The sequence below is a fragment of the Salmonella sp. SAL00672 genome (assembly GCF_046552175.1).
Classification (GTDB): Bacteria; Pseudomonadota; Gammaproteobacteria; order Enterobacterales; family Enterobacteriaceae; genus Salmonella; species Salmonella enterica.
In genome coordinates this window covers 114,208-139,243 of the sequence record NZ_JBGDUQ010000006.1, presented here as the reverse complement: position 1 = coordinate 139,243, position 25,036 = coordinate 114,208, and the positions used below count along the sequence as shown (strand labels likewise).

The window sequence follows — 25,036 nt, the reverse complement described above, 5'->3', positions numbered from 1 at the left end:
TAATTCCTATACTTAATTGCTACTAAAAAATTAACAATTTGGGATGGTGTCTTTTTATGGCAGAAAATAACGCACGATCGCCACGATTACTCGTGACGCTGACGGCCCTCTTTGCAGCACTTTGTGGGCTGTATCTTCTTATCGGAGGTGTCTGGCTGGTTGCTATTGGCGGTTCCTGGTACTACCCCATCGCGGGCCTCGTGATGCTGGTTGTCGCCGGATTGCTATGGCGCAGTAAACGTGCCGCGCTGTGGCTGTATGCCGCCCTGCTGCTGGCGACAATGATTTGGGGCGTGTGGGAAGTCGGGTTCGACTTCTGGGCGCTCACGCCGCGTAGCGATATCCTGGTGTTTTTCGGCATCTGGCTAATATTACCGTTTGTCTGGCATCGGCTGGTGGTTCCTTCCAGTGGCGCAGTGGCGGCGCTGGTCGTGGCGCTGCTGATTAGCGGCGGCATTCTGACCTGGGCCGGCTTCAACGACCCGCAGGAGATCAACGGTACGCTTCGCGCCGACGCCACGCCCACCGCAACAAGTTCGTCGATCGCCGACGAAGACTGGCCGGCCTATGGACGTAATCAGGAAGGCCAACGCTATTCGCCGCTGAAACAGATCACTGCGGATAACGTTCACCAACTGAAAGAAGCGTGGGTCTTCCGCACCGGCGATCTGAAACAACCCAACGATCCGGGTGAAATCACCAACGAAGTGACCCCGATTAAAGTCGGCGATACGCTTTATCTGTGTACAGCTCACCAGCGTCTGTTCGCGCTGGACGCCGCCAGCGGTAAAGAGAAGTGGCATTTTGATCCTCAGTTGAAGACCGATTCGTCTTTCCAGCATGTGACCTGCCGCGGCGTCTCTTATCATGAGGCCAAAGCGGATACCGCCTCGCCGGAGGTCATCGCCGACTGTCCGCGCCGCATTATCCTCCCGGTCAACGACGGTCGCCTTTTCGCGGTGAATGCCGAAACCGGCAAGCTGTGTGAAACCTTCGCCAACAAAGGCGTCCTGAATCTGCAAACCAATATGCCGGATACCACGCCGGGACTATATGAACCGACGTCGCCGCCGATTATCACCGATAAAACGATTGTCATTGCCGGTTCGGTCACGGATAACTTCTCTACTCGCGAAACGTCCGGCGTTATCCGTGGTTTTGATGTTAATAGCGGTAAACTACTGTGGGCCTTCGATCCTGGGGCGAAAGATCCGAACGCGATTCCAGCCGATGAGCACGCTTTTACCTTTAACTCGCCGAACTCCTGGGCGCCTGCCGCCTATGATGCGAAACTGGATCTGGTCTATCTGCCGATGGGCGTGACCACGCCGGATATCTGGGGCGGTAACCGCACGCCGGAGCAGGAACGTTATGCCAGCTCCATCCTGGCGCTGAATGCCACCACCGGGAAACTGGCCTGGAGTTATCAGACCGTCCATCACGATCTGTGGGATATGGACCTGCCGGCACAGCCGACGCTGGCGGATATTACCGTTGACGGTACTACCGTTCCGGTTATCTATGCGCCAGCGAAAACCGGTAATATCTTTGTGCTGGACAGACGTAATGGCGAGCTGGTCGTGCCCGCTCCGGAAAAACCGGTCCCGCAGGGCGCGGCAAAAGGCGATTATGTCGCCAAAACTCAGCCGTTCTCTGATTTAACCTTCCGCCCGAAAAAAGATCTCTCCGGCGCGGATATGTGGGGCGCGACCATGTTCGACCAACTGGTGTGCCGCGTTATGTTCCACCAGTTGCGCTATGAAGGTATCTTCACCCCGCCATCCGAGCAGGGGACATTGGTCTTCCCTGGCAACCTGGGGATGTTTGAATGGGGCGGTATTTCCGTCGATCCAGACCGTCAGGTCGCTATCGCTAACCCGATGGCGCTGCCGTTTGTCTCGAAGCTGATCCCACGCGGCCCGGGCAATCCAATGGAGCCGCCGAAAGACGCGAAAGGTACTGGTACAGAAGCGGGTATTCAGCCACAGTACGGCGTACCATTCGGCGTCACGCTGAATCCGTTCCTTTCGCCGTTTGGCCTGCCGTGTAAACAACCGGCCTGGGGCTATATTTCCGCGTTGGATCTGAAGACCAATGAAATCGTGTGGAAGAAACGTATAGGGACGCCGCGCGACAGTATGCCGTTTCCGATGCCGGTTCCGGTGCCGTTCAACATGGGGATGCCCATGCTCGGCGGGCCAATCTCAACTGCCGGTAACGTGCTGTTTATCGCCGCGACCGCCGACAACTACCTGCGCGCTTATAACATGAGCAACGGGGAAAAGCTGTGGCAGGGACGTTTACCCGCCGGAGGCCAGGCAACGCCGATGACCTATGAGGTAAACGGTAAGCAGTACGTGGTCGTTTCTGCCGGAGGCCACGGTTCGTTTGGTACGAAGATGGGCGACTATATCGTGGCCTATGCTTTGCCTGACGACGCGAAATAACCATTAATGCCCGGCGTATGCCGGGCATTGTGCCGGGTGGCGGTTTCGCCTTACCCGGCCTGCGTCGCAGACATCGGTCAGACCGTAAATCCTAACATCATTCCCGTATCTTCATGTTCTAACAGATGACAGTGCGCCATATAGGCATGTTCCTTCGGCGCGTCGTGATCGAACTTGACCAGCACTTCGCTGATACCGCCCTCAACGCGTACCGTATCCTTCCAGCCCGTTCTGTGCGCCGCTGGCGCTTTGCCATTCTCTGACAAAATACGGAACTGCGTGCCGTGAATATGGAAAGGATGCAGCATCATGTCACCCACGCCGGAAATCACCCAACGTTCATGTCGGCCTTTTTGCGCCGCGAACATCGGTTTGTTCATATCGAAGACCTGGCCGTTGATAAAGTTAGCGTTATGGAAGTCGAATTTTCCGCCGTGATTCATATTGCCCATCGCGCCATGATTCATCCCACTGTGATCCATGTTGCCATGATCCATCTCGCCATGCCCCATATTGCCGCCCTGCATATGCGCGTTCATGCTGTCATGATCCATGCCGCTCATCGCCTGAGCGCCATATTTCTTCATCAGCATTTGCATCCCCATCATATCAAGGCGCGGGTCCATCGACAGTTTCAGGTTGCGCACCGTCAGCCCATCCAGCAACGGCAACGCCGGCATCGTCGTCAACGTATCCGGCAGCGTACCGGAGGCGGTAATCCGCAGCGGCTGGATACGCATCACCGGATGCGGTTTATCAAACGGAGCGATCGCCATTCCCATCTGGCTGACCGGCAGGGTCACCAGGTCAAAGGCTTTCCCGTCGCTGATATCCACCAGCACTTCAAAACGCTCGCCCATTAATAACGGCAGTTCAGTGACTTTCACCGGCTCCGCCAGCAGGCCGCCGTCGCTGGCGATCACATAAAGCGGGCGATTATCGCTGGCGGCGATATTCAGAGAACGCGCATTACAGCCATTTAGCAAGCGCAGACGTAGCCAGCCTTTCGGCGCGGAATGCTGCGGATAGATCGCGCCATTGGTCAGCAGCGTATCACCAAACCAGCCGACGGCGGCGGTCATAATATCCAGTTGATAATCAATCTGGCCATCGGCGGAGAAACGTTTGTCCTGAATGATCACCGGTACATCGTCGATGCCCCACTGTTTCGGCAGGCGCAATTTGCGAATCTCGTCATCTTCAATCAGCACCAGTCCGGCAAGGCCCATCGCCACCTGGCGCCCGGTTTTGCCGTGTTTGTGCGGATGAATCCAGCAGGTCGCGGCGCGTTGCTCCGGCGTAAACGTCACCGTACGGGTTCCGCCTGCGGGAATAATCCCCTGCGGACCGCCGTCGACGATGCCTGGAATCTCCAGACCATGCCAGTGAAGCGTCGTGTCTTCGGCCAGTTGGTTATGGATATCAACGGTCACGCTTTTTCCTTTGTGAAGCTGTACCGCTGGCCCCAGCAAATTACCGTTGTAGCCCCAGGTTGTCGCGTTCTTACCGGCGAATGTCGACTGTCCGGCTTTAACAATTAACTGCATACGGTTGCTCGCATCTGCCGTTAACAGGTCAGGAATAGGCAACGCGGGACGTTCGGCGGCAAAAGCGGCGCGGCTCCACAGCGGCAGCGCTGATGCAACCCCCAGCGCCACTGAATATTTTAAGAAATCACGGCGTAACATAATCATTTCCTTATAATGAACAGGCGGGTGTCTAAGCTTAGACCCTGCCCTAACGGGAAGGTCAAGCCAGCAACACGTCTTTACCGTTCCTGACAGCAATACAATAAGAATGAAAACGCCGCGACCAATCCTGATAATAAAAGTCGTCGCTACGTTCTCAGTATGTTAACGTTGACTTTCCCTGATGCCGTGGTAGAAGCAATGAAGACGTTTTTCAGACCCGTGTTGTTTGGCAGCCTGATGGCCTTATGCGCAAATAGCTATGCGCTTACTGAATCCGAAGCTGAAGATATGGCCGATTTAACGGCGGTTTTCGTTTTTCTGAAAAATGACTGTGGTTACCAAAATTTACCCAACAGTCAGATTCGCCGTGCGCTGGTCTTTTTTGCCCAGCAGAATCAGTGGGACCTGAGTAACTACGACACCTTCGATATGAAATCGTTGGGCGAAGACAGCTACCGCGATCTTAGCGGCATCGGTATTCCGGTCGCTAAAAAATGCAAAGCTCTGGCCCGCGATTCTCTGAGCCTGTTAGCCTACGTTAAATAATCCTCCGCGATCCTATTGCTGAAATAATGACCGTGCATCCACGGTCATTGTTAGCTATGATGTTGCGCCCTTTTTTTACGGGTGTTAACAATGGAGGTATCAGCCAATGGCCGAAAATACGATGTGGCATGAAACGCTACACGACCAGTTTGGTCAGTACTTTGCCGTAGACAACGTTCTGTATCATGAAAAAACCGATCACCAGGATTTAATCATCTTTGAAAACGCCGCTTTTGGCCGCGTGATGGCGCTGGACGGCGTGGTACAGACCACCGAACGCGACGAGTTTATTTATCATGAAATGATGACCCACGTCCCGCTGCTGGCGCACGGTCATGCGAAACACGTTCTGATTATCGGCGGCGGCGACGGCGCAATGCTACGTGAAGTTACCCGGCATAAAAACGTCGAAACCATCACCATGGTAGAGATAGACGCTGGCGTAGTCTCGTTTTGCCGCCAGTATTTACCCAACCACAATGCCGGCAGCTACGACGATCCGCGCTTTACGCTGGTGATCGACGACGGCGTGAATTTCGTCAATCAGACCCATCAGACCTTTGATGTGATCATTTCCGACTGTACCGATCCGATCGGCCCCGGCGAAAGCCTGTTTACCTCCGCCTTTTATGAAGGCTGTAAGCGTTGCCTGAATCCGGGCGGCATTTTTGTCGCCCAGAACGGCGTGTGCTTCCTGCAACAGGATGAAGCGCTCGACAGCCACCGCAAGCTGAGTCATTACTTCAGCGATGTCGGCTTCTACCAGGCGGCGATTCCGACCTATTACGGCGGCATTATGACCTTCGCCTGGGCGACGGACAACGACGCTCTTCGCCACCTGTCGAGCGAAATTATTCAGGCGCGTTTTCATGCCGCTGGCCTCAAATGCCACTATTACAACCCGGCTATTCATGCCGCTGCATTTGCGCTACCGCAATATCTACATGACGCACTGTCCGCACAGTGACGTTAAGGAGGTGATAAAAATTGAAAAAGCTGAAACTGCATGGCTTTAACAATCTGACGAAAAGCCTGAGTTTTTGTATTTACGATATCTGCTACGCCAAAACCGCAGAAGAGCGCGATGGCTATATCGCCTATATCGATGAACTCTATAACGCCAACCGACTGACCGAGATCCTGTCGGAGACCTGCTCCATTATCGGCGCGAACATCCTGAACATCGCCCGTCAGGATTATGAACCCCAGGGCGCCAGCGTCACGATTCTGGTGAGCGAAGAGCCGATCGACCCGAAACTTATCGACCAAACCGAACATCCCGGCCCGCTGCCGGAAACCGTGGTGGCGCACCTCGATAAGAGCCATATCTGTGTGCATACCTATCCGGAAAGCCATCCGGAAGGCGGGCTTTGCACCTTTCGCGCCGACATCGAAGTGTCAACCTGCGGGGTGATTTCACCGCTAAAAGCGCTCAATTACCTGATCCACCAGCTAGAGTCTGATATCGTCACCATCGATTACCGCGTGCGCGGCTTTACGCGCGACGTCAACGGTATGAAACACTTTATCGATCATGAGATTAATTCCATTCAGAATTTTATGTCGGAAGATATGAAGTCGCTGTATGACATGGTGGATGTAAACGTGTATCAGGAAAATATTTTCCATACCAAGATGCTGCTTAAAGAGTTCGATCTTAAGCACTATATGTTTCACACCAAACCGGAAGATCTCACTGAAACCGAACGCCAGCAGATCACCGCCGCGCTGTGGAAAGAGATGCGCGAGATTTACTACGGCCGCAATATTTCTGCGGTCTGATTCACCACTGGCAGTGCCTGACGGCGCTGTCACTCCGGCTGCACCAGCGTTAGCGCAAAAGCGCGCCCTTTTAGTTCAACCTGCGCTGACGGCGGCAGATTGACGTCGGTAATCACATCATTAAAGCGCTCAAGCGGCACCACATTAAAGAGCGAATGCGCGCCATACTTACTGCTGTCCGCCAGCAACACTTTGCGCTGCGCATTAGCAATAATCTCCTGTTTAAGCCCGGCCTTATCTTCCGTTGGGGTCGTCACGCCCGTTTTTACCCCCCATGAATTACAGCTCATAAACGCGATGTTCGGATAAACGCTGCGCAACAGCTTGCGCCCATGCTCACCGATACAGGACTGACTGCTGTCATCGATACGACCGCCGACAATCGTCACTTCAATTTGCCGGAACTCAGCTAAAAACAGCGCAATATGCAGATCGACGGTGATGACCCGCAGCGGAAGATGGGTTAAGCATTTCGCCAGCTCCATCATTGTCGTACCGGCATCCAGCACGACGGCATCGCCAGCATTGACCAGCGATGCGGCAACGCGTGCGATCGCCCGTTTTTCAGCGGGCGATCGCAGTTGTTTTTCATTGGTGGTGGGCTGGGCGGGTTCAAAACGCCGCAGCGCCACGCCGCCATGACTACGGCTGATCACGCCCTGCTCATCCAGCTTGATCAAATCGCGACGGATAGTGGCTGGCGATGCGTCAACCGCCTCAACCAGCTGTTCTACCGTAACCAGCGTATGGTTTTTCAGATACGCCACAATGAGATCCAGACGGTGTTGTCCTTTCATAACAGGGAATTATGCCAGTTGCATTGCCAGTTTGATCGATACGGCCATGCTCTCAGATTTTGCTTTTCCCGTCCAGGCGATATCAAATGCGGTGCCATGATCGGCAGAAGTCCGGATAAACGGCAGCCCTGCGGTGATATTCACGCCATCATAAAAGCCAAGCAATTTCAACGGGATATGCCCCTGATCATGATACATCGCCACCACCATATCATACTGTCCCTCATAAGCCTGGAGAAATACAGTATCCGGCGGGCACGGCCCATAAACGTCCATACCTTTTGCGCGGGCATCGGTAATGGCTGGCGTCAGGATACGCGTCTCTTCATCGCCAAACAGACCATTCTCGCCCGCATGAGGATTCACGCCTGCCACGGCGATACGCGGTTTAACGTAACCCACACGCTTGAGGAAAGTATCAGCAATACCAATCACCGTTTCGACACGCGCGGTACTTAACGTATCAAGGAATTTACGCAGCGCGATATGCGTTGAAACGTGAATCACTTTTAGTTTATCGGTGTAAAGTACCATCGCGTAATCGCGGCTATGGGTCAGGGTCGCGAGCAGCTCGGTATGGCCCGGATAGTTGTGCCCTGCCAGGTGCAGCGCCTCTTTATTCAGCGGCGCGGTAGCGATAGCCTGTACGTCGCCCCGTAACGCTAACTCGGTGGCGCGCTTCACGCAGCGATACGCTAAATCCCCCGCCTGCGCCTGAACTTTCCCGGCCTCCAGCGCCTCCGGCTGCGCCAGCGGCTCATCAATCACATGAATGATGCCGGGCGCAAAACGCGCTTCGGCGACCCGTTCAATGGCCCGTAACTCGACGTTCGGCGTGATGCCCTTCGCCTGTAAACGTTTCAACGTTGCGAGGCATCCAATAACCACCAGCGGCGCGCCGTTGAGACCGTCTTCACTTAGCGCTTTAACAATAATTTCCGGCCCAATGCCCGCTGGATCGCCCATGGTAATGGCAACGGTTTTAGTCTCCACAATACATCTCCTCAATATAATAAAGCGCGTCACACAACGTACTGTCTGAACCGAATCCGCCCGCTTTGGTAATGACCGGCAGATCGTCAATTTCGCTGTTTACAAACGTTCCACAGGGAATACAGGGCGCCACCTCGCTCTGAATGCGATAACCTTCAGCGCCAAGCGCGCCGGCGACGGCGGTAGCGATATCGCCGCCGGTCAGAAACAACCCGCCAATCCGCGCCTGCTCGATAATGTTTAACGTGACGACGCCAAGCCGCTGGCTCAGTCGCTCGCCCAATTGCTGACGGCTCATCGCGGATTTTTCGCATAGCGCGTCGATTAGCTGTCGATCTTCTGCGCGACGGCTGGTGCGTAAAATCGTATGTCGATGCTGACTTAACAGCGCGCAGGCCTGCTCTACGACAGACGCGATTTCCTGCTCCGCGCTATCCGACACCATGCGCGCGGCATCAATATCCACGACCTCCGCACGTCCCCGGCACAGCGCATTATCCACCTGACGTCGCGTGGCTTCGCTCATCGAACCGGCCACCACCAGTACCGGCAGCCGCTGCCGGTCTTGCATAAAAAGTTCAACCGGCAACGCATTCGCCAGACCTGCTGCGCCGACGAGCAGCGGCATCGACGGTTGTTCGCACGCCGCTTGCGCAATCAACGTCAGGTCCCGCTCTTCCACCGCATCCACGACGATAATCCCTTCGCCCTCAGCCGCATAAGCCGTAAGTAAGGCGCTTAACCCGCCGCGTCGGACATCCTGCAAAAAGACTTCATACACAGGGATCTCACTTTGCAACGCCACTATCTCGGCAATGCGGGAAGAGACAATGGGCGTTTTCGGATCGCTGGCAAATTCGGTTTCCAGTAGCGGGACGCCATTAACCAGACATTTTCCTTCAAGCGTCGTGCGTCCGGCCGCAGGGATCGCGGCGGCGATAACGGCCAGTTTTCGCTGACTGGCGCGCATGGCCGCCGTCACTTCGGCGCCGATATTGCCGCGAAATGTGGAGTCGATTTTTTTGTACACCAGCGGCGCTGGCGATGTCTCACACCACGGGGAAAGCGCGGCATAAACGGCAGATGCCGCCTGATCTGCGGGCATCGCCCGGCTTTCGGTGTTAATGACTAACACATCGGCGCGGCGGGACGGTTTTTGCGACGCGCTCAACATGACTTCCGTTCTCGCCCCCTTCTTCGCCAACTGGACGCCGGTATCATTCGATCCGGTAAAATCATCGGCGATAACCATCATTTTCATGCGTTTTTCTCCAAAGAAGCCTGACGCGCCTGTTTTTTCGCAACCCAGGAGGTCAACACTGGCGTCAGGATTGCCGTGGTGATCACCGAGGCGGCAATCAGCGGAGCGGCAGCAGCGGCCACCTCGGCGAGCGAAGGGTCGGCCTGCGCAATAGCCAGCGGCGTCGCAACGGCATTACCCGCGGTGCTGGAGGCCGCCGCCCCGGCAATGCCAGTTCCGCCAACCAGACGATCTGCGCGAATATTAAAGAAACCGCCAACGAACGTTGTCAGCACGCCGAGCAGAATTCCGGCAAGTCCGCCTTGCAGTAACATTTCCAGGTTGATGCCCGCCCCCAGCGCAAAAGCAAAGAAAGGAATGAGCAGCGGGCCGCCTTTGGTCAAAAAATCGCGCATATGAGGATCAAGATTGCCGAGGATCATGCCGACAACCAGCGGAACCAGCACCGCCACCAACGCCATAATGGGAATGTTCGCCATCCCTGCCGCGCCCAGCGCAATCATCGTAAAGAAAGGGCCATCATTAAGAGACAAAATAGAGATAGCGCCGACGTCGCGCTCATTGCCGAATTCGCCTACCAGCGCAGCATAAAGTCCGCCATTTGAATTGCTCATCGCCGCGATAATCGCCACGCCGCTCAGGCCAAAAATACCCTCCGCGCCGAAAAGATGCTCCACGCCCAGGCCAATGCCGATGGCGACAAGCAACTTAGTGAGCGTAATCGTCCCGCCCTGCAATAACGCCTGGGGCGCGGCTTTCACACTGATACCGGCTCCCATACACAGCAGAAAAGCGCCAATTAGCGGCGCCGCGCCGTTTTTAAATAAGGCGGTGGTAAAACCGCCGATCTCAAGCGCCTGCGGGGCGAAGGTGTTAATGACTGCGCCAATAACGAGCGGTACGACCATCATGCCGCCGGGTACGCGCTCTATTGCTTTTTTGATGTTCATGGTCTTACCGCCTGTTGCTTGTTGTGATTGAATAAAATCATAACGATTATATTCAATCAAATTAAGATCACAAACGCGTCAGATCACAGTTTTAAAATGATTAATAAAAATCAAAAAATCATTCTGCAATAAAAAAGCCGGGATACTCCCGGCTGGAATGTGTGGTGATTTCGTTTCCACTACCGCCCCCAACTGTCCGTCGACTGGCGTTGCGGGACAATAACGAAGAGAGGGTCAGGCTTTACTGACGAATTCCCGATACGCGGCGACGACCCGTAGAAAATCCTCCATGCCGCACAGGGATAAACTCTCTTCATCGTAATAACTCATCCCCTCTTCCATCTCATCGCCGGAAAAATCCAGTTGATTGGCGCGAATCATCACTTCTTCGCCGTCCATCCAGATCGTGTATTCATGCCCTGCTCGTTGCCAGGAGCGTTCGCTGCCTTTGACCGTACGCGCGGCTTGTTCTACTTCATCCAGTAGCGAGAGGTTGTCTTTAACCTCTTCATTAAACCAGTGACCGACCACCTCGTGGCCCATCGACATTCGTACTTTTACCCCTCCGGTAACGTCGCGCAGAAATTCGTAATCCATAATTGTTTTCCTCTGCCCTGGCAATGCGCCAATACCGCATTGCGCCTTAAGGTAATTATCGCAGCACGGTGAAAGAAAAACAGCGGGGCGCACAAAAGATAAAATAAAAATGCCAAAACAGTTTATTATTCATACAGAAAGTCACTCTAGCGCTTCAATATATCTACACGCACTCCGACAAAGTGCTACGTGCCGCACCGTGGGGTATTAAGTCTCCACGATTCACAAACTCGCCGTTAGCGAAGCGCGATCTGGAAGAGTATTTATTTAATGAATGTGCTTTTCATATGCAGCCGAAATCAATGGCGCAGCCCCACGGCGGAGCAGGTGTTCCGCCGCTATCCTGGCCTTAGCGTCCGTTCCGCTGGCACCAGCCGCAACGCCAAAAAAAGCGTGTCGTGCGGGTTACTTCAGTGGGCTGACGTTATCTGCGTTATGGAGCAGAAACATAAAGACCGGTTGATGGCTGAATATCGTCGTATTATTGAAAATAAGCCCCTGCACGTACTCGATATCCCCGATGATTATCGCTATATGGACCCTGAACTGGTCAGGCAACTGGAAGAGCTGGTGCCGGACATGCTGGGGATATAGGCATTACCAATAGCTGCAAGAAAATTTCCCTCATCCATCACGTTTACATTCACTTAATCTCCGTTAAGCGAAAACTCGACGACAAATTTCACATCAGGCAGCGCGCCGTTTAGATGACCTTTTATTATGCGCCGGAAGAGAGCAGTCATTAAAAACGGCTGACCCTCATCCAGTTATAGCATTACCAGCCCGGTGTCCCTCTGGCGTTTTTTTTCAGAAATCATCAATACCCTGCCACGCCGATGCCTGCTAGTCTTTCAGACGCTTCCTTATCATCCGGGTCGTTGTCATGAAATTGTTGGCTACTTGATAAGCGCTTTTCAACTGAGCTCCAGCAATGGGCGATATCAGCAGAGAAGCCGTAGTGAGTTGTATTTTTTGTCAGACGGTTGAAGGAAAATTCAGGAAGGATACATTATGTCTGTATTTCGACGAATAATTTATCATAGCGGTTGGTTTATTCTGTTTGGGCCGTTAATAGGCGCAGCCATCGCGATAGGTATCATAAACTTTTTACCCGCCATTATTGGCGGACCAGACTCATTTTTGTTGTATTTCTGCAGAACAATACCAGAATTAGTGATTATTACCGGCTGGATATACAGTCTCCTCCCCGCATGGTTAACCGGTGTCGCCTGCGCGCTGATACCCCTGAAATTATATCAAAAAATAATTAACAGGATGATCCTTTGCGCCATTGCAGGTGGTCTGATCACGACGCTGTTTAATTTTGCGCGATATGGTTTTGACATAAGCATACTGCCATTAATATATGGTGAAGTATTGATCATGCTTATTCCAGCGATTGTAGCCGGGGCAATAATGGGCGGGGTAATTACGTATTTGCCGGGGCTACGGGAAGTGAAGCGTAATAATAAATAAGAAGCGCCATTCGGGCCCGGAAATCCGGGCCAGTCACTTTTACACCGCAGTCTGGAAAATCACCCCATCAGCTTTCTCAGTGTACTGAGAGAGCTGGTCGAAGTTCAGGTAACGGTAAGTATCTACCGCCGCCAGCTCCGCAGAAGCCGGAAAACGATCTGTCGATGACCTTTTATTATGCGCCGGAAGAGCGCAGTCATTAAAAATGGAGAGTCTCACATCACCAGCCCGGCCCCTCCATCACGGGCATGAGTTCCACAATATTCTCCAGTACCAGTGGCGTGTGGTGATCTGAACTTAATGCCAGTAAAACATCACCTGTGACAACAATTTCTTGGTTTAACAAACTGTCGCCGTCTTGGTTTAACAAATCGTCGCCGTACTGTACTTTAACTCTTTCTATGATCTCATCGCTCAACAAGAGTTGCACTTGCCCATTCCAGTCGGCTGTCTGCATGTCGGCATCCTGGACGCAGGTTAACGGTTCTTCGAGTTTAACCACCCAATAACGCTGCGCGCCGCTTTTTTGCTCTGCCAGTATTCCGCGCAATGACACGGTATCGCCTTCCCGCACGCAGCGCTGTTGCCGTTTTTTCGCCATTTCTTCAACCGTTTTGACTGGCAAAATGTCGGTGCTGTGGTTACACCAGGCCAGTGAGCTTTGGCGACTAATGCCCTGAAATTGAGGAACGGGCAACCACCATGTATTATTAGCGTCTTTCTGCAATACCAATACCACATCCAACTTTTTACTATCCTGACTATACCAGTCAGCATCGGCATTGGCTGGTTCGCCACAAAAATAGGCATATTTTTGCGCCGCGCATAGCTGCGTCACCACGAAGGATGGCACAGGCGTATTATTCAGCGTTGTTTTACGATTAAGATCGCCAACGTAGTTTTCACGTACCGCGTCAAGCAGTTGCGTGCGCAACGGATCGCCTTTTTCTACCGGCAGGCAAGCTGCGATGCGCCCGTACTGTTTCACCAGCGCGCGTAATTCCTGTGACTTCAGGTCAACATTCCCGGCAAAGTGGCACTTCGCTTGCTCCGGCGCGCTAAACTCTTCATCCAGGTAAACCGTACTCACCCACCCTTCGGTACCGCTGTCCAGCAGAATACGATCGAAGAGATAATATTTATCATCTTCATCTTTAATATATTGACCGTCAGTATCTTTTAGCAGGCCGCAAAAATAGGCCAGTTCGCGCGTCTCGTTGATTTCAATCCGCTTGATATCGAAGCGGGCGTTTAATAGCCCAACCTCCTCGCGTAGCGTTAACGCAATAGCGCCACGTGGATTTTCATCAGGCTTCAGCGGGAACATATCTGATGCATATAAATTGCAACAAACCATCACCAACACCAATAAAAAATAACGCATGAACGTGACCGTCGAAAAATTGCATTGAGGGTGCAATAATAGCGCTTTGCGTTATTATCAGTAATCATTTGCTCATGAAAAAGATCGCGTTCGGTTTCCCGTTATTGCTGGCAGTATTGCCTCATCCGGCGCAAGCCAATGAGGCCGTGGCGAATAGTTCATTACATTTACTGGCACAGAGCGATATTCAACTGGCGAAAGAGCGTCTGTTAATTGAACGCGATCGGATTAATGCCGATTATTTGTTTGTGAATCCGACCGCGCAGGATATTACCGTTCCTGTCGTTTTCCCCATGCCGCCGCTGTCATTTAGCGACGTTAACGAAGCCGGTGAAGATTACATCCCCGGCATCCGCAACATTAAAATCCGCGTCGATGGTCAGATCGTGACCCCGCAACCACGCTGGACCGTAGTACTGAATGCTCCGCAGGAAGAGATCACCGATAAACTTCAGCAGGCTGGCTGGACGGTGGAGCAACTGATCGCCGCGCTAAGCGATGGTGAATTTTCGCCTCCGGCGGATCACCCGGCGCTGCCGCCGGAATGGTTTAAGGATAATCAGCCGCAGTTTACTATCCAGCGCAACTTCATCTGGCAGCAGACCTTTCCGGCGGGGAAAGCGGTGACTATCCACCAGGTTTATACCCCGAGCGTGTCACTCGGCGCGCTAATGTCAACGGATGAGCTGGACAATGACAACACCTGCCCGACGGCGGAAAACCGCCAGCAAATACAGCAGGCGCTGGATCAGTTAATGGCGACGCAAGGCCCGGCAGGCGCTTTGGGGCAAAACCGGATGGATGTGGTGCTAACCGGTGATCCCGCGTGGAAAGAGGGAGACATCGGCGAGTTTACGCTGCGCCTTCACGGCGACGTGATCACCACCTGCTTTCAGCCGCCGCTAACGCGGATTAACGCCACTACGCTGGAATTTAAACAGAAAAATTTCCGGCCTGCGAAAAATCTGGCAGTGACGTTTTATTCTTTATCATCCATGTACGAATGATGGCATAAAACGCTTTACTCACTCAAATCCACGAGCGCATGAAGCGTCTTATAATTAAAAATCCACCAGGTAGAAAGAATTTTACCCTGCTGGTAAAATTCATAATCACTCTCGCCATTTGGCGACTTCAGTTTTATGACATCCCCCATTTGTTTCCAACGGGCATAAGGCGCCTTGTTATTCATTGATTTGAGATTCTGCACCATCGGTTCGCAGCGCGCGCACATTTTTGCGTTACCGTCATCGTAAAATGCCATCATCCCACCGTTAGTAACGTGTAAATACTGTAATTTAGCTGCCGCATCAACGTTGCCGCATAGCATCAATAGCATTCCTATAACCCCATAACTTTCTCATTCACTTTATTTCCGTTAAGCGAAAAATATTATCCAGTAACAGCGGCGTATGATGCGAGGCGCTCAGGGCCAGAAAAATATCGCCGCCGACGCTGACTTTTTTACCGACCAAATTGTTGAGCGATTCCCGCTCTTGTGGGGTTAGCACCAGTTGCATCGTCTGGTTCCAGCCAGGCTGCTGCTTATTGGCATCGCGCACGCAGTCAAGGGGGTTATCCGGGGTCAGGGTCCAGTAAGCGGACTCGCCGTCACCCTGCTGGCGAAGCGTGCCGGTGAGGTTAACGGTGTCTCCCTCCACCCTGCACGCCTGCGCCAGTTGCGCTAAATCGGTTTCTCGCAGCGTGCCATCGCTATAGTACCCGCCGCTCACTTTAGATTGTTGTGTCAGCAGGTTGTTTTCCGGCTGCGGGCGCCACACGCCATCCGGGGATTTTTTCAACACGACGCGAAGCCGATTATTGGCGTCATCATGGATAAAAAAACTCGTTTTATCTCCCGTCGCCTTACCCAAAAAGTAAGCATAATCTTCCGTGGCGCAAAGGTCTTCGACGATAAATTTTACCGTCGGCAGCGGGCCATTAAGGGTTAAGCTATTGCTGTCGCCAATATAACTGGCGCGCAGGCCGTTCAGAATATCGCTTCGCAGCGGGTCGCTGGCTTTTACCGGCTGGCAAATATTTTTGCGCCCTTGCGCGGCGACCTGCTCACGTAAGAGCGCAGACGTTAACGGTACGTTTTTACCATAATGGCAGTGAACATCCTGCGGCGAAGCAATGGTTTTATCAAAGCGCACAACGCTGCCCCAACTCCAGCGATAACCTATCGCCATCACGCGGTCATAAAGATGATATTGATTTTGCCCATCCGTCAGAAAATTATCGTTTTTGTCTTTTATTAAGCCACAAACGTAAGCAATGCTACTGTTTGCTTCAATCCGCCGCAGGTTAAACAGCCCATCCTCAAGCCCTTCTTCATCGCGCAGCGACAGGGCAATATATTTGCGCCAGGTATCACCTTGTGGCAATGGTTTTATTTCTTCGGCAAATATATTTTGGCAAATTATTAATAATAAAAATAAATAATACCGCATTTTTCTTCCCTCGAAAAACGGCACTCGCCGGATTATGATAATGATTATGTTTCGGACATGGAATGCACCGGTATGACATATTTTAAGTGGCTGAGCGTACTCCTGTGTTTTATTACCAGTTATCATGCTTATGCAAACGACTCGGCGGTCGGGGAAACCAATGGTTCCATTGAATTTCTGCAACAAAATGAGATCAGCATGGCGAAAGAGCGATTGTTGATTGCCAGCGATCGTATCAATGTCGATTATGTATTTATTAATCATTCGGCGCAGGATATTACCGTTCCGGTAGCCTTTCCGATGCCGGCTATTTCCCAACAATATATGGGAGATCGCACAGAAGGTATTGCCAACTTTAAGATCAGCGTGGACGGTAAACCGGTTAAAAGCGAGTCCCGCTGGCGAGTCATCCATGACTTAGGCGGTAAAGGTGAAGAAGACATTACGGCGAAACTACTGCAAACCGGCTGGACGATCCCACAGCTACGCCATGTCCTCAATCGCGAGGGCAAAGCCTCTATTGAAGAAGGATATAAAGAGGGAAAACAGCAATTACCGTCAGAGTGGTTTGATGACGGCTATCTGAATATTGCCGTTCAACAATATTTTATCTGGCAACAACGTTTTCCGGCGGGCAAGGAGATCGTTATTCACCACTCATACACGCCCAGTAAATCCACCGGCGTGCCTGACAGCCTTGACAGTCTTCTTGGTGATGAGCTCGGCGATCAATGCCTGACCGCCGCTACTCGCAAGGCGTTAAAACAGCTGGATGCAGGAATAAAATATAAAAACGAAGACGGTAGCGCGAATATCGGCTGGGGCTATCTGGGCTATATTCTGAAAACTGGCGCTAACTGGAAAGAGGGTGTCATTGGCGACTTTACCTTGCGCATTCATAAGAAGGATGAGACTGAAGTGGTCGTCCCCTGCTTTAATTACCCGCTAAAACAAATTGATCCGTTAACCCTGGAGTTTAAACAAAAAAACTTCAAGCCCGATGAAAACCTGGATATCCATTTTTATTACGATTCTTCGCTGTAAAAACTGGCCCGGAAATCCGGGCCAGTCACTTTTATACCGCAGTCTGGAAAATCACGCCATCTGCTTTCTCAGTGTACTGAGAAAGCTGGTCGAAGTTCAGGTAACGGTAAGTATCCACCGCCGTCTTATCCACCTGCGCCACAAAGGTCTGGTACTCTTCCGGCGTCGGCAGTTTGCCGATCAGCGCTGCAACCGCCGCCAGCTCCGCAGAAGCCAGGAAGACGTTCGCACCGGTACCTAAACGGTTCGGGAAGTTACGGGTAGAGGTAGAAACCACCGTCGCGCCGTCGGCCACACGCGCCTGGTTACCCATACACAGGGAACAACCTGGAATTTCGATACGCGCGCCGCTCTTACCGAACACGCTATAGTAACCTTCTTCGGTGAGCTGCGCGGCGTCCATACGGGTTGGCGGCGCTACCCACAGGCGGGTTGGCAACTGGCCTTTGTGGCTATCCAGCAGCTTACCAGCCGCGCGGAAGTGGCCGATGTTGGTCATGCAGGAACCGATGAACACTTCGTCGATCTTCTCGCCCTGCACGTCAGACAGCAGGCGCGCGTCGTCCGGATCGTTCGGCGCACAGAGGATTGGCTCTTTGATATCCGCCAGATCGATGTCGATCACCGCCGCGTACTCTGCGTCAGCATCGGCTTCCAGCAGCTGCGGGTCCGCCAGCCATTTTTCCATGCCCTGGATACGACGTTCCAGCGTACGGCGGTCGCCGTAGCCTTCGGCGATCATCCACTTCAGCAGGACGATGTTGGAGGTCAGGTATTCAATGATCGGCTCTTTGTTCAGCTTGATGGTACAGCCCGCAGCAGAACGCTCGGCGGAAGCATCGGTCAGCTCAAACGCCTGCTCCACTTTCAGATCCGGCAGACCTTCGATTTCCAGGATGCGGCCAGAGAAGATGTTTTTCTTGCCTTTCTTCTCAACGGTCAGCAGGCCCTGTTTGATGGCGTACAGCGGGATGGCATGGACCAGATCGCGCAGGGTGATGCCCGGCTGCATTTTGCCTTTGAAGCGTACCAGCACGGATTCCGGCATATCCAGCGGCATCACGCCGGTCGCGGCGGCAAACGCCACCAGACCAGAGCCCGCCGGGAAGGAGATACCGATCGGGAAACGGGTATGGGAGTCGCCGCCGGTACCCACGGTATCTGGCAGCAGCATACGGTTCAGCCAGGAGTGAATCACGCCGTCGCCCGGACGCAGAGAGACACCGCCACGGTTCATAATGAAGTCTGGCAGCGTGTGGTGCGTGGTGACGTCAACCGGCTTCGGATAGGCTGCGGTGTGACAGAACGACTGCATGACCAGATCGGCGGAGAATCCCAGACAGGCCAGGTCTTTCAGCTCGTCGCGGGTCATCGGGCCGGTAGTATCCTGAGAACCGACGGAGGTCATTTTCGGTTCGCAGTACGCGCCCGGACGGATACCTTTCACACCACAGGCGCGACCGACCATTTTCTGCGCCAGAGAGAAGCCACGGCTGCTTTCTGCCACGTCTTTTGCCTGACGGAATACATCAGAGTGCGGCAGACCCAGCGCTTCACGCGCTTTGGTGGTCAGGCCACGTCCGATAATCAGCGGAATACGACCACCGGCACGCACTTCGTCGATCAGCACGTCGGTTTTCAGTTCGAAGGTTGCCAGCAGTTCATCGGTTTCATGATTGCGCACTTCGCCTTTGTACGGGTAGACGTCAATCACATCGCCCATATTCAGGTTAGAAACGTCAACTTCGATTGGCAGTGCGCCCGCATCTTCCATAGTGTTAAAGAAGATAGGCGCAATTTTGCCACCGAGGCACAGACCGCCGCCGCGCTTGTTCGGCACGTTCGGGATGTCATCGCCCATGAACCACAGCACGGAGTTGGTCGCGGATTTACGGGAAGAACCGGTGCCCACCACGTCGCCCACGTAGGCCAGCGGGTAGCCTTTTTTCTGCAATGCTTCGATTTGTTTGATGGGGCCGACAACGCCTGGCTGATCCGGCTCAATGCCTTCACGGGCGTTTTTCAGCATCGCCTGCGCATGTAACGGGATATCCGGTCTCGACCACGCATCCGGCGCCGGAGAGAGATCGTCGGTATTCGTTTCGCCGGTCACTTTGAAAACGGTGACGGTGATTTTTTCCGCCAGCGGCGGACGGCTCAGGAACCATTCGGCGTCGGCCCAGGATTGCATCACCTGTTTGGCATATTCATTGCCCGCTTTGGCTTTCTCTTCTACGTCGTAGAAGTTATCGAACATCAGCAGGGTGTGAGACAGCGCTTTGGCCGCAATCGGCGCCAGTTTCGCATCGTCCAGCGCGTCAATCAGCGGATGAATGTTGTAACCACCCTGCATGGTGCCCAGCAGTTCAATGGCTTTTTCTGGGGATACCAGCGGGGAGGTGGTGTCGCCTTTCGCGACAGCAGCGAGAAAACCGGCTTTAACATAAGCGGCTTCATCTACGCCAGGAGGAACGCGGTTGATCAACAGGTCTAACAGGAATTCTTCTTCGCCCACAGGCGGGGTCTTCAGCAGCTCGACAAGCGCAGCCATTTGGGTTGCGTCTAAAGGTTTTGGCACAATCCCCTGGGCAGCACGCTCAGCTACGTGCTTACGGTATTCTTCTAGCACGACGATATCTCCTCGCTCTCATTGTCATAATGCGGCGCTTTTGTTGATGGGCGATTCTCTTCACGCTCCTGTGAGACAGTAGTTAGTAGGGTAAATGCCCGGTACCGCATAAGGCACAATAACAGGATTTTCTTTAAGTGTTAATCTGTTTACAAAAAAGCAACATAAAAAAGTGGCTGAATCGTTAAGGATGGTCTAATGCTCTACTGAGACGGGAGCTGCAGCCATAAATGCTTACCTCATTTCGTGCTTTGATCGTCACGTAACGTTACCGATCCCAACATTAGCTAAAAATTAAACTATCGTCCCTTTATACTCACGCCAAACTGCACCCCGTCGGCGGCAGGCATAATGACCATAGCGATTCTCTGGAATCGGGAGAGATAAAATGACGTTGCCCTTTAAACCCCATCTCATTGCCCTTGTGTGCAGTGCCGGGTTATTTGCCGCTTCGGGCGTACTGTATGTTAAAAGCCGCGCTCCCGAAGCGCCCGCGCAGGCGGCAGCTCCCGCCCCTGAGCCAACGCAGAGCGCTGTGCCCGCGCCTGTCGCGAAAACGACCTTTACCACTGCGCAAATTGATCAATGGGTCGCGCCTGTCGCGCTTTATCCCGATGCCCTGCTTTCGCAGGTGCTCATGGCCTCCACCTACCCGGCGAACGTAGTTCAGGCCGTCCAGTGGTCGCGCGATAACCCTACGCTGCAGGGCGATGCCGCTATTCAGGCGGTGGCCAGCCAACCGTGGGACCCCAGCGTCAAATCGCTGGTCGCCTTTCCCCAGTTGATGGCGCTTATGGGCGAGAATCCGCAATGGGTGCAAAACCTGGGCGATGCGTTCTTAGCCCAGCCACAGGATGTGATGGATGCGGTGCAAAGGTTGCGTCTGCTCGCTCAACAAACCGGTTCGCTAAAATCAACGCCGCAGCAAACCGTCACCAGCGTGCCGAAGTCCAGCGCTTCTACCGCCGTCACGACGACAACAACCACCACCACATCCGCCAGTACGCCAGCGACACCGTCGACCGTCATCAAAATTGAACCCGCGAATCCGCAGGTGGTGTACGTGCCGAACTATAACCCCGCGACGGTGTATGGCGCCTGGCCCAATACCGCTTATCCGCCGGTGTATTTACCGCCCCCTCCGGGGCAGCAGTTTGCCGATAGTTTTGTTAAAGGTTTTGGTTATAGTCTGGGCGTCGCCACCACCTATGCGTTGTTCAGCAGCATAGACTGGGATGACGACGATCATCACCACCATGACGACGACCATCATGATGATGATTACCATCATGGTGGTAACGGTTATCAACATAATGGCGATAATATCAACATCAATGTCAATAATTTCAACCGGATATCCGGGCAAAACCTGCCGGGCCAAACGATGGGCTGGCAGCATAATCCCGCCTGGCGCAATGGCGTCCCCTATCCGAATAATACCGTTGCGCAACGGTTCCATCCCACCAATGTTAGCGGCGGGTTAAGCGCAACGCAGCAAGCGCCAGTGTCTCGCGACAGTCAGCGCCAGGCGGCCATGACGCAATTTCAACAGCGCAGCCATACGGCCAACGCTTCTTTGCCAGCGCCAGGCACCCGCGATGCCCAGCGTAAGGCGGCATCGCAGCAGTTAAATCAAATTGCCCAGCGTAATAATTACCGTGGCTATGACGGAACACAAAACAGCAGTCGTCGCGAGGCGGCGCAGCAGACACTGAATAAATCCACCACGCAGCAGCATCGTTCCGAGCTGAAGGCTAAAGCCCAGCAGCACCCTGTTTCACAACAGCAGAGAGACACCGCCCGCCAGCGTATTGAATCCTCTACGCCGCAGCAGCGTCAGGCATTTCGCCAGAATATGCACGCCAATGTGTTTAGCGGGAACGACAGTCGATCGCCGTCATGGCAATCGCAACAGCTACGCGGCCTGGAAAGCCGTCGCGGCAGTCACTTAAACACCGAGCAACGCGCCGCCGCGCGGGAACATTTTTCTGAACATCATGAATTTCATCGCCGTTAACCGGAGCAGATAATGAAAAAGGTTATGTTAAGCGCTCTGTTACTGTCGTTACCCTTGCTGGGCTACGCGCAGGAACGGTTCCCCTCCCCGGAAGCGGCCGCCAGCGCCTTCGCCGCGGCGGTAGCCGGAAAAAACGAAACGCAGCTTACCGCGCTACTGGGCGATGACTGGCGGCAATTTCTGCCGCCGGAAGGTGCCGATCCCGAGGCCGTGGCCCGCTTCAATCGTGACTGGCGCGAAGGCCATCGCATTGTACAAAAAGACAATACGGCGCACCTGAATGTCGGACGAGAAGACTGGCAGCTCCCGGTGCCCATGGTGAAAGAGACTGGCGGCTGGCGCTTTGATATGGCGGCAGCCGGGAATGAGATCCTCACCCGTACTATTGGGCGAAATGAACTTTCTACCTTACAGGCCATGCATGCTTACGTTGATGCGCAGCAGGACTATTACTTACAAAACCATCGCTGGGCGCACAGGATAATCAGTAGCGAAGGCCAAAAAGATGGCCTGTACTGGCCAACCAAAGCAGGCGACGTCCCCAGTCCGTTAGGCCCAAACTTTAGCCCCGCAGCGCCAGACGAGGGTTACCACGGCTACCATTTCCGTATTATCAGCGATAACGACGGTCACGGCGCGGCGCTTCTGGCCTGGCCGATGCATTACGGCGAAACCGGGGTGATGAGTTTTATGGTCAACCAGGACGATCGTATTTATCAGGCGGATTTAGGCAAGGAGACGGAGAGTAAAGTTCAGGCTATCACGCGTTTTGCGCCAGACGCGCAGTGGCAGGTCGCCGAATAACCCGTAAGCGCCTGGCGTTATCGCCAGGCCGTGATCATTAGCCCTGATGCGGCATCAATTCCGGGTGGCCTTGTACCGGCGGCTTGTTGCTGGTCAGCGCGGCTTCATCAGCCTGAATGCTGCCGGAATTGGCCGCCCATACGCCTTCATGCGTGTGGGTGATCTGCTGATGCTGCGCATTCAAATCCTCGCCCATTGCCGCAATATGCGTGCTTTCCGTACCGCCGCTGTTAGTCGCCCAGGGGATGACGGGATCGCTGGCAAATGCCATGCCGGAAATCAAGGTCGCAGTTAGCGCTGCTGTTGTCAGAAAAAGTTTCATATATCAAACCTCATAATTAGCTCGCTATTATTTTATAGCGTTACCAATTTCAGGATGATGACAAAGTAAGGAGAGGTATTTCTTATGAAACAATTAGTTGGTCGAAAATGACAGACAAAGGCACTACCGACGGCATAAGCTTTGAAAAACGTACTGCTGCGGAAAGGATAAATTTTGCGGTTTCGTTATCCTTCGCCATCATTTGACACATCTGATTTGCCATGCATAAAAAAAGCGGCTGTAAAGCCGCTTTTCTGTATCGGGTGGCGCATTGCCACCCGCAGAAGATTATTTCTTCTTCGCTTTCGGGTTCGGCAGGTCGGTAATGCTACCTTCGAAGATTTCCGCCGCCAGGCCCACGGACTCGTGCAGAGTCGGGTGCGCATGAATGGTCAGCGCGATGTCTTCCGCGTCACAGCCCATTTCGATCGCCAGACCGATTTCACCCAGCAGCTCGCCGCCGTTGGTGCCGACAATCGCCCCGCCGATCACGCGGTGAGATTCTTTGTCGAAAATCAGTTTGGTCATACCGTCTGCACAGTCAGAAGCGATAGCACGGCCAGAAGCTGCCCACGGGAAGGTGGCGGTTTCATAGCTGATGCCTTTTTCTTTCGCTTCTTTCTCGGTCAGGCCAACCCATGCCACTTCTGGCTCGGTGTACGCGATAGACGGGATAACTTTCGGATCGAAGTAGTGTTTCTTCCCGGCGATAACTTCAGCGGCAACGTGGCCTTCGTGAACGCCTTTATGCGCCAGCATCGGCTGACCGACGATATCGCCGATAGCGAAGATGTGCGGCACGTTGGTGCGCAGCTGTTTGTCCACGCGGATAAAGCCACGGTCGTCAACTTCCACGCCAGCTTTGCCCGCCTCGAGGTTTTTACCGTTCGGCACACGACCAATCGCCACCAGAACCGCATCATAACGCTGCGCTTCAGCCGGGGCTTTTTTGCCTTCCATCGAAACGTAGATACCGTCTTCTTTCGCTTCAACGGCAGTCACTTTGGTTTCCAGCATCAGGTTGAATTTCTTGCTGATGCGCTTGGTGAATACTTTAACGATATCTTTATCAGCCGCCGGGATAACCTGGTCGAACATTTCAACCACGTCGATCTCTGAACCCAGCGCGTGGTATACGGTACCCATTTCCAGACCGATGATACCGCCGCCCATGACCAGCATACGCTTCGGTACTTCTTTCAGTTCCAGAGCGTCGGTAGAATCCCATACGCGCGGGTCTTCATGCGGAATAAACGGTAATTGGATCGGACGAGAACCCGCCGCGATGATCGCGTTGTCGAAGTTGATCACGGTTTTGCCATTTTCGCCTTCCACTTCCAGGGTGTTCGCCCCGGTGAATTTACCCAGACCGTTGACCACTTTCACCTTACGGCCTTTGGCCATACCCGCCAGACCGCCGGTCAGCTGCGTGATAACTTTTTCTTTCCAGGTACGAATCTTGTCGATATCAGTTTTCGGCTCACCGAAGACGATACCGTGTTCAGCCAGCGCTTTGGCTTCTTCGATAACTTTTGCTACGTGCAGCAGCGCTTTAGAAGGGATACAGCCGACGTTCAGACAAACACCGCCAAGGGTGTTGTAGCGTTCTACAATTACGGTTTCCAGACCTAAATCAGCGCAACGGAAAGCGGCAGAATAGCCTGCCGGGCCCGCCCCAAGTACCACGACCTGAGTTTTGATTTCAGTACTCATCATGACCTCTTTATTTGTATCCGGCGGTCCGGGGTACTTGATCGCCCATCATCCACCGGGTCGTTCTATCCGCCCGTATCTTACAAAATTGTTAACAATTTTGAAACAACAAACGGATCACGAATTATCG

The 25,036-nt window shown here is 53.4% G+C and carries 22 protein-coding genes and 1 pseudogene; 10 read left to right on the top strand and 13 right to left on the bottom strand.

The features are described 5' to 3' along the window. Window positions 1–56: 56 nt before the first annotated feature. Window positions 57–2,447, top strand: a complete 2,391-nt coding sequence (locus tag ACLJTG_RS16235) for a glucose/quinate/shikimate family membrane-bound PQQ-dependent dehydrogenase (RefSeq protein WP_000829739.1) — start codon at window positions 57–59, stop codon at window positions 2,445–2,447. Between the two features lie 77 nt (window positions 2,448–2,524). Here ACLJTG_RS16235 and cueO read toward each other — a convergent pair whose 3' ends face one another. Then, complete coding sequence (cueO, locus tag ACLJTG_RS16230; protein ID WP_079951400.1) at window positions 2,525–4,135, bottom strand: multicopper oxidase CueO; 1,611 nt, start codon at window positions 4,133–4,135, stop codon at window positions 2,525–2,527. Between the two features lie 201 nt (window positions 4,136–4,336). Between cueO and ACLJTG_RS16225 the strand changes: the two genes are divergently transcribed. From ACLJTG_RS16225 to speD, 3 genes are all read left to right on the top strand, one after another. Further along, a complete protein-coding gene (locus ACLJTG_RS16225; RefSeq protein ID WP_000846613.1) occupies window positions 4,337–4,684 on the top strand; it encodes a YacC family pilotin-like protein in 348 nt (115 codons plus the stop codon). 106 nt (window positions 4,685–4,790) lie between these two features. Continuing rightward, window positions 4,791–5,651, top strand: a complete 861-nt coding sequence (gene speE, locus ACLJTG_RS16220; RefSeq protein ID WP_052932272.1) for a polyamine aminopropyltransferase — start codon at window positions 4,791–4,793, stop codon at window positions 5,649–5,651. Between the two features lie 20 nt (window positions 5,652–5,671). Continuing rightward, window positions 5,672–6,466 (top strand): adenosylmethionine decarboxylase, encoded by a 795-nt coding sequence (gene speD, locus ACLJTG_RS16215; protein WP_000734279.1) that lies wholly within the window; start codon window positions 5,672–5,674, stop codon window positions 6,464–6,466. Window positions 6,467–6,495: 29 nt separating this feature from the next. On the opposite strand, the gene ACLJTG_RS16210 is transcribed toward speD, so the two are convergent. The 5 genes from ACLJTG_RS16210 to yacL all read right to left on the bottom strand — a co-directional run bounded on the left by ACLJTG_RS16210 (window position 6,496) and on the right by yacL (window position 11,064). Further along, window positions 6,496–7,263, bottom strand: coding sequence for a DeoR/GlpR family DNA-binding transcription regulator (locus tag ACLJTG_RS16210; protein WP_000678254.1), 768 nt, complete (start codon window positions 7,261–7,263; stop codon window positions 6,496–6,498). A 9-nt stretch (window positions 7,264–7,272) separates the two neighbouring features. Continuing rightward, a complete protein-coding gene (locus ACLJTG_RS16205; RefSeq protein WP_000448745.1) occupies window positions 7,273–8,256 on the bottom strand; it encodes a D-threonate 4-phosphate dehydrogenase in 984 nt (327 codons plus the stop codon). Continuing rightward, entirely contained in the window at window positions 8,246–9,517 is a 1,272-nt protein-coding gene (gene dtnK, locus ACLJTG_RS16200; protein ID WP_000783302.1) for a D-threonate kinase, read from the bottom strand. Before dtnK ends, ACLJTG_RS16205 begins: the two co-directional genes overlap by 11 nt. Beyond that, window positions 9,514–10,467: a 2-keto-3-deoxygluconate permease 1 gene (locus ACLJTG_RS16195; protein WP_001022089.1), complete on the bottom strand. Its 954-nt coding sequence runs from the start codon at window positions 10,465–10,467 to the stop codon at window positions 9,514–9,516. Before ACLJTG_RS16195 ends, dtnK begins: the two co-directional genes overlap by 4 nt. 234 nt (window positions 10,468–10,701) lie before the next feature. Next, window positions 10,702–11,064, bottom strand: coding sequence for a protein YacL (gene yacL / locus ACLJTG_RS16190; protein ID WP_000384308.1), 363 nt, complete (start codon window positions 11,062–11,064; stop codon window positions 10,702–10,704). Between the two features lie 270 nt (window positions 11,065–11,334). Here yacL and ACLJTG_RS16185 point away from each other — a divergent pair, with 270 nt between their 5' ends. Together ACLJTG_RS16185 and ACLJTG_RS16180 are read left to right on the top strand one after the other, a co-directional pair. Continuing rightward, a complete protein-coding gene (locus ACLJTG_RS16185) occupies window positions 11,335–11,658 on the top strand; it encodes a low molecular weight protein tyrosine phosphatase family protein (protein ID WP_001101535.1) in 324 nt (107 codons plus the stop codon). Between the two features lie 417 nt (window positions 11,659–12,075). After that, window positions 12,076–12,540 (top strand): membrane protein, encoded by a 465-nt coding sequence (locus tag ACLJTG_RS16180; protein WP_000110437.1) that lies wholly within the window; start codon window positions 12,076–12,078, stop codon window positions 12,538–12,540. Window positions 12,541–12,579: 39 nt separating this feature from the next. On the opposite strand, the pseudogene ACLJTG_RS16175 reads toward ACLJTG_RS16180, so the two are convergent. Further along, window positions 12,580–12,672: pseudogene (locus ACLJTG_RS16175) on the bottom strand (hypothetical protein); the annotation flags it as partial. Between the two features lie 88 nt (window positions 12,673–12,760). Then, complete coding sequence (locus ACLJTG_RS16170; RefSeq protein WP_020839581.1) at window positions 12,761–13,924, bottom strand: DUF4431 domain-containing protein; 1,164 nt, start codon at window positions 13,922–13,924, stop codon at window positions 12,761–12,763. Between the two features lie 74 nt (window positions 13,925–13,998). Between ACLJTG_RS16170 and ACLJTG_RS16165 the strand changes: the two genes are divergently transcribed. Beyond that, complete coding sequence (locus ACLJTG_RS16165) at window positions 13,999–14,931, top strand: DUF4424 family protein (RefSeq protein ID WP_079951399.1); 933 nt, start codon at window positions 13,999–14,001, stop codon at window positions 14,929–14,931. A 14-nt stretch (window positions 14,932–14,945) separates the two neighbouring features. Here ACLJTG_RS16165 and ACLJTG_RS16160 read toward each other — a convergent pair whose 3' ends face one another. Both ACLJTG_RS16160 and ACLJTG_RS16155 read right to left on the bottom strand, forming a co-directional pair. Beyond that, a complete protein-coding gene (locus ACLJTG_RS16160; RefSeq protein ID WP_079951398.1) occupies window positions 14,946–15,263 on the bottom strand; it encodes a hypothetical protein in 318 nt (105 codons plus the stop codon). A gap of 25 nt (window positions 15,264–15,288) precedes the next feature. Continuing rightward, window positions 15,289–16,311, bottom strand: coding sequence for a DUF4431 domain-containing protein (locus ACLJTG_RS16155; RefSeq protein WP_239699644.1), 1,023 nt, complete (start codon window positions 16,309–16,311; stop codon window positions 15,289–15,291). A 138-nt stretch (window positions 16,312–16,449) separates the two neighbouring features. On the opposite strand from ACLJTG_RS16155, the gene ACLJTG_RS16150 reads away from it, so the two are divergent. Further along, window positions 16,450–17,421, top strand: coding sequence for a DUF4424 family protein (locus tag ACLJTG_RS16150; protein ID WP_020839585.1), 972 nt, complete (start codon window positions 16,450–16,452; stop codon window positions 17,419–17,421). Window positions 17,422–17,452: 31 nt separating this feature from the next. On the opposite strand, the gene acnB is transcribed toward ACLJTG_RS16150, so the two are convergent. Continuing rightward, window positions 17,453–20,050: a bifunctional aconitate hydratase 2/2-methylisocitrate dehydratase gene (gene acnB, locus ACLJTG_RS16145; RefSeq protein WP_021294366.1), complete on the bottom strand. Its 2,598-nt coding sequence runs from the start codon at window positions 20,048–20,050 to the stop codon at window positions 17,453–17,455. A gap of 388 nt (window positions 20,051–20,438) precedes the next feature. Here acnB and ACLJTG_RS16140 point away from each other — a divergent pair, with 388 nt between their 5' ends. Both ACLJTG_RS16140 and ACLJTG_RS16135 read left to right on the top strand, forming a co-directional pair. Beyond that, the gene (locus ACLJTG_RS16140) at window positions 20,439–22,067 is read left to right on the top strand and encodes a DUF3300 domain-containing protein (protein ID WP_079951396.1); all 1,629 of its coding nucleotides are present in this window, start codon (window positions 20,439–20,441) and stop codon (window positions 22,065–22,067) included. Between the two features lie 12 nt (window positions 22,068–22,079). Further along, window positions 22,080–22,871, top strand: coding sequence for a DUF2950 family protein (locus tag ACLJTG_RS16135; protein WP_000757452.1), 792 nt, complete (start codon window positions 22,080–22,082; stop codon window positions 22,869–22,871). Between the two features lie 37 nt (window positions 22,872–22,908). Here ACLJTG_RS16135 and ACLJTG_RS16130 read toward each other — a convergent pair whose 3' ends face one another. After that, a complete protein-coding gene (locus ACLJTG_RS16130) occupies window positions 22,909–23,193 on the bottom strand; it encodes an outer membrane protein (protein ID WP_000765363.1) in 285 nt (94 codons plus the stop codon). Between the two features lie 288 nt (window positions 23,194–23,481). Further along, the gene (gene lpdA / locus ACLJTG_RS16125) at window positions 23,482–24,906 is read right to left on the bottom strand and encodes a dihydrolipoyl dehydrogenase (RefSeq protein WP_079951395.1); all 1,425 of its coding nucleotides are present in this window, start codon (window positions 24,904–24,906) and stop codon (window positions 23,482–23,484) included. Between the last annotated feature and the right edge of the window lie 130 nt (window positions 24,907–25,036).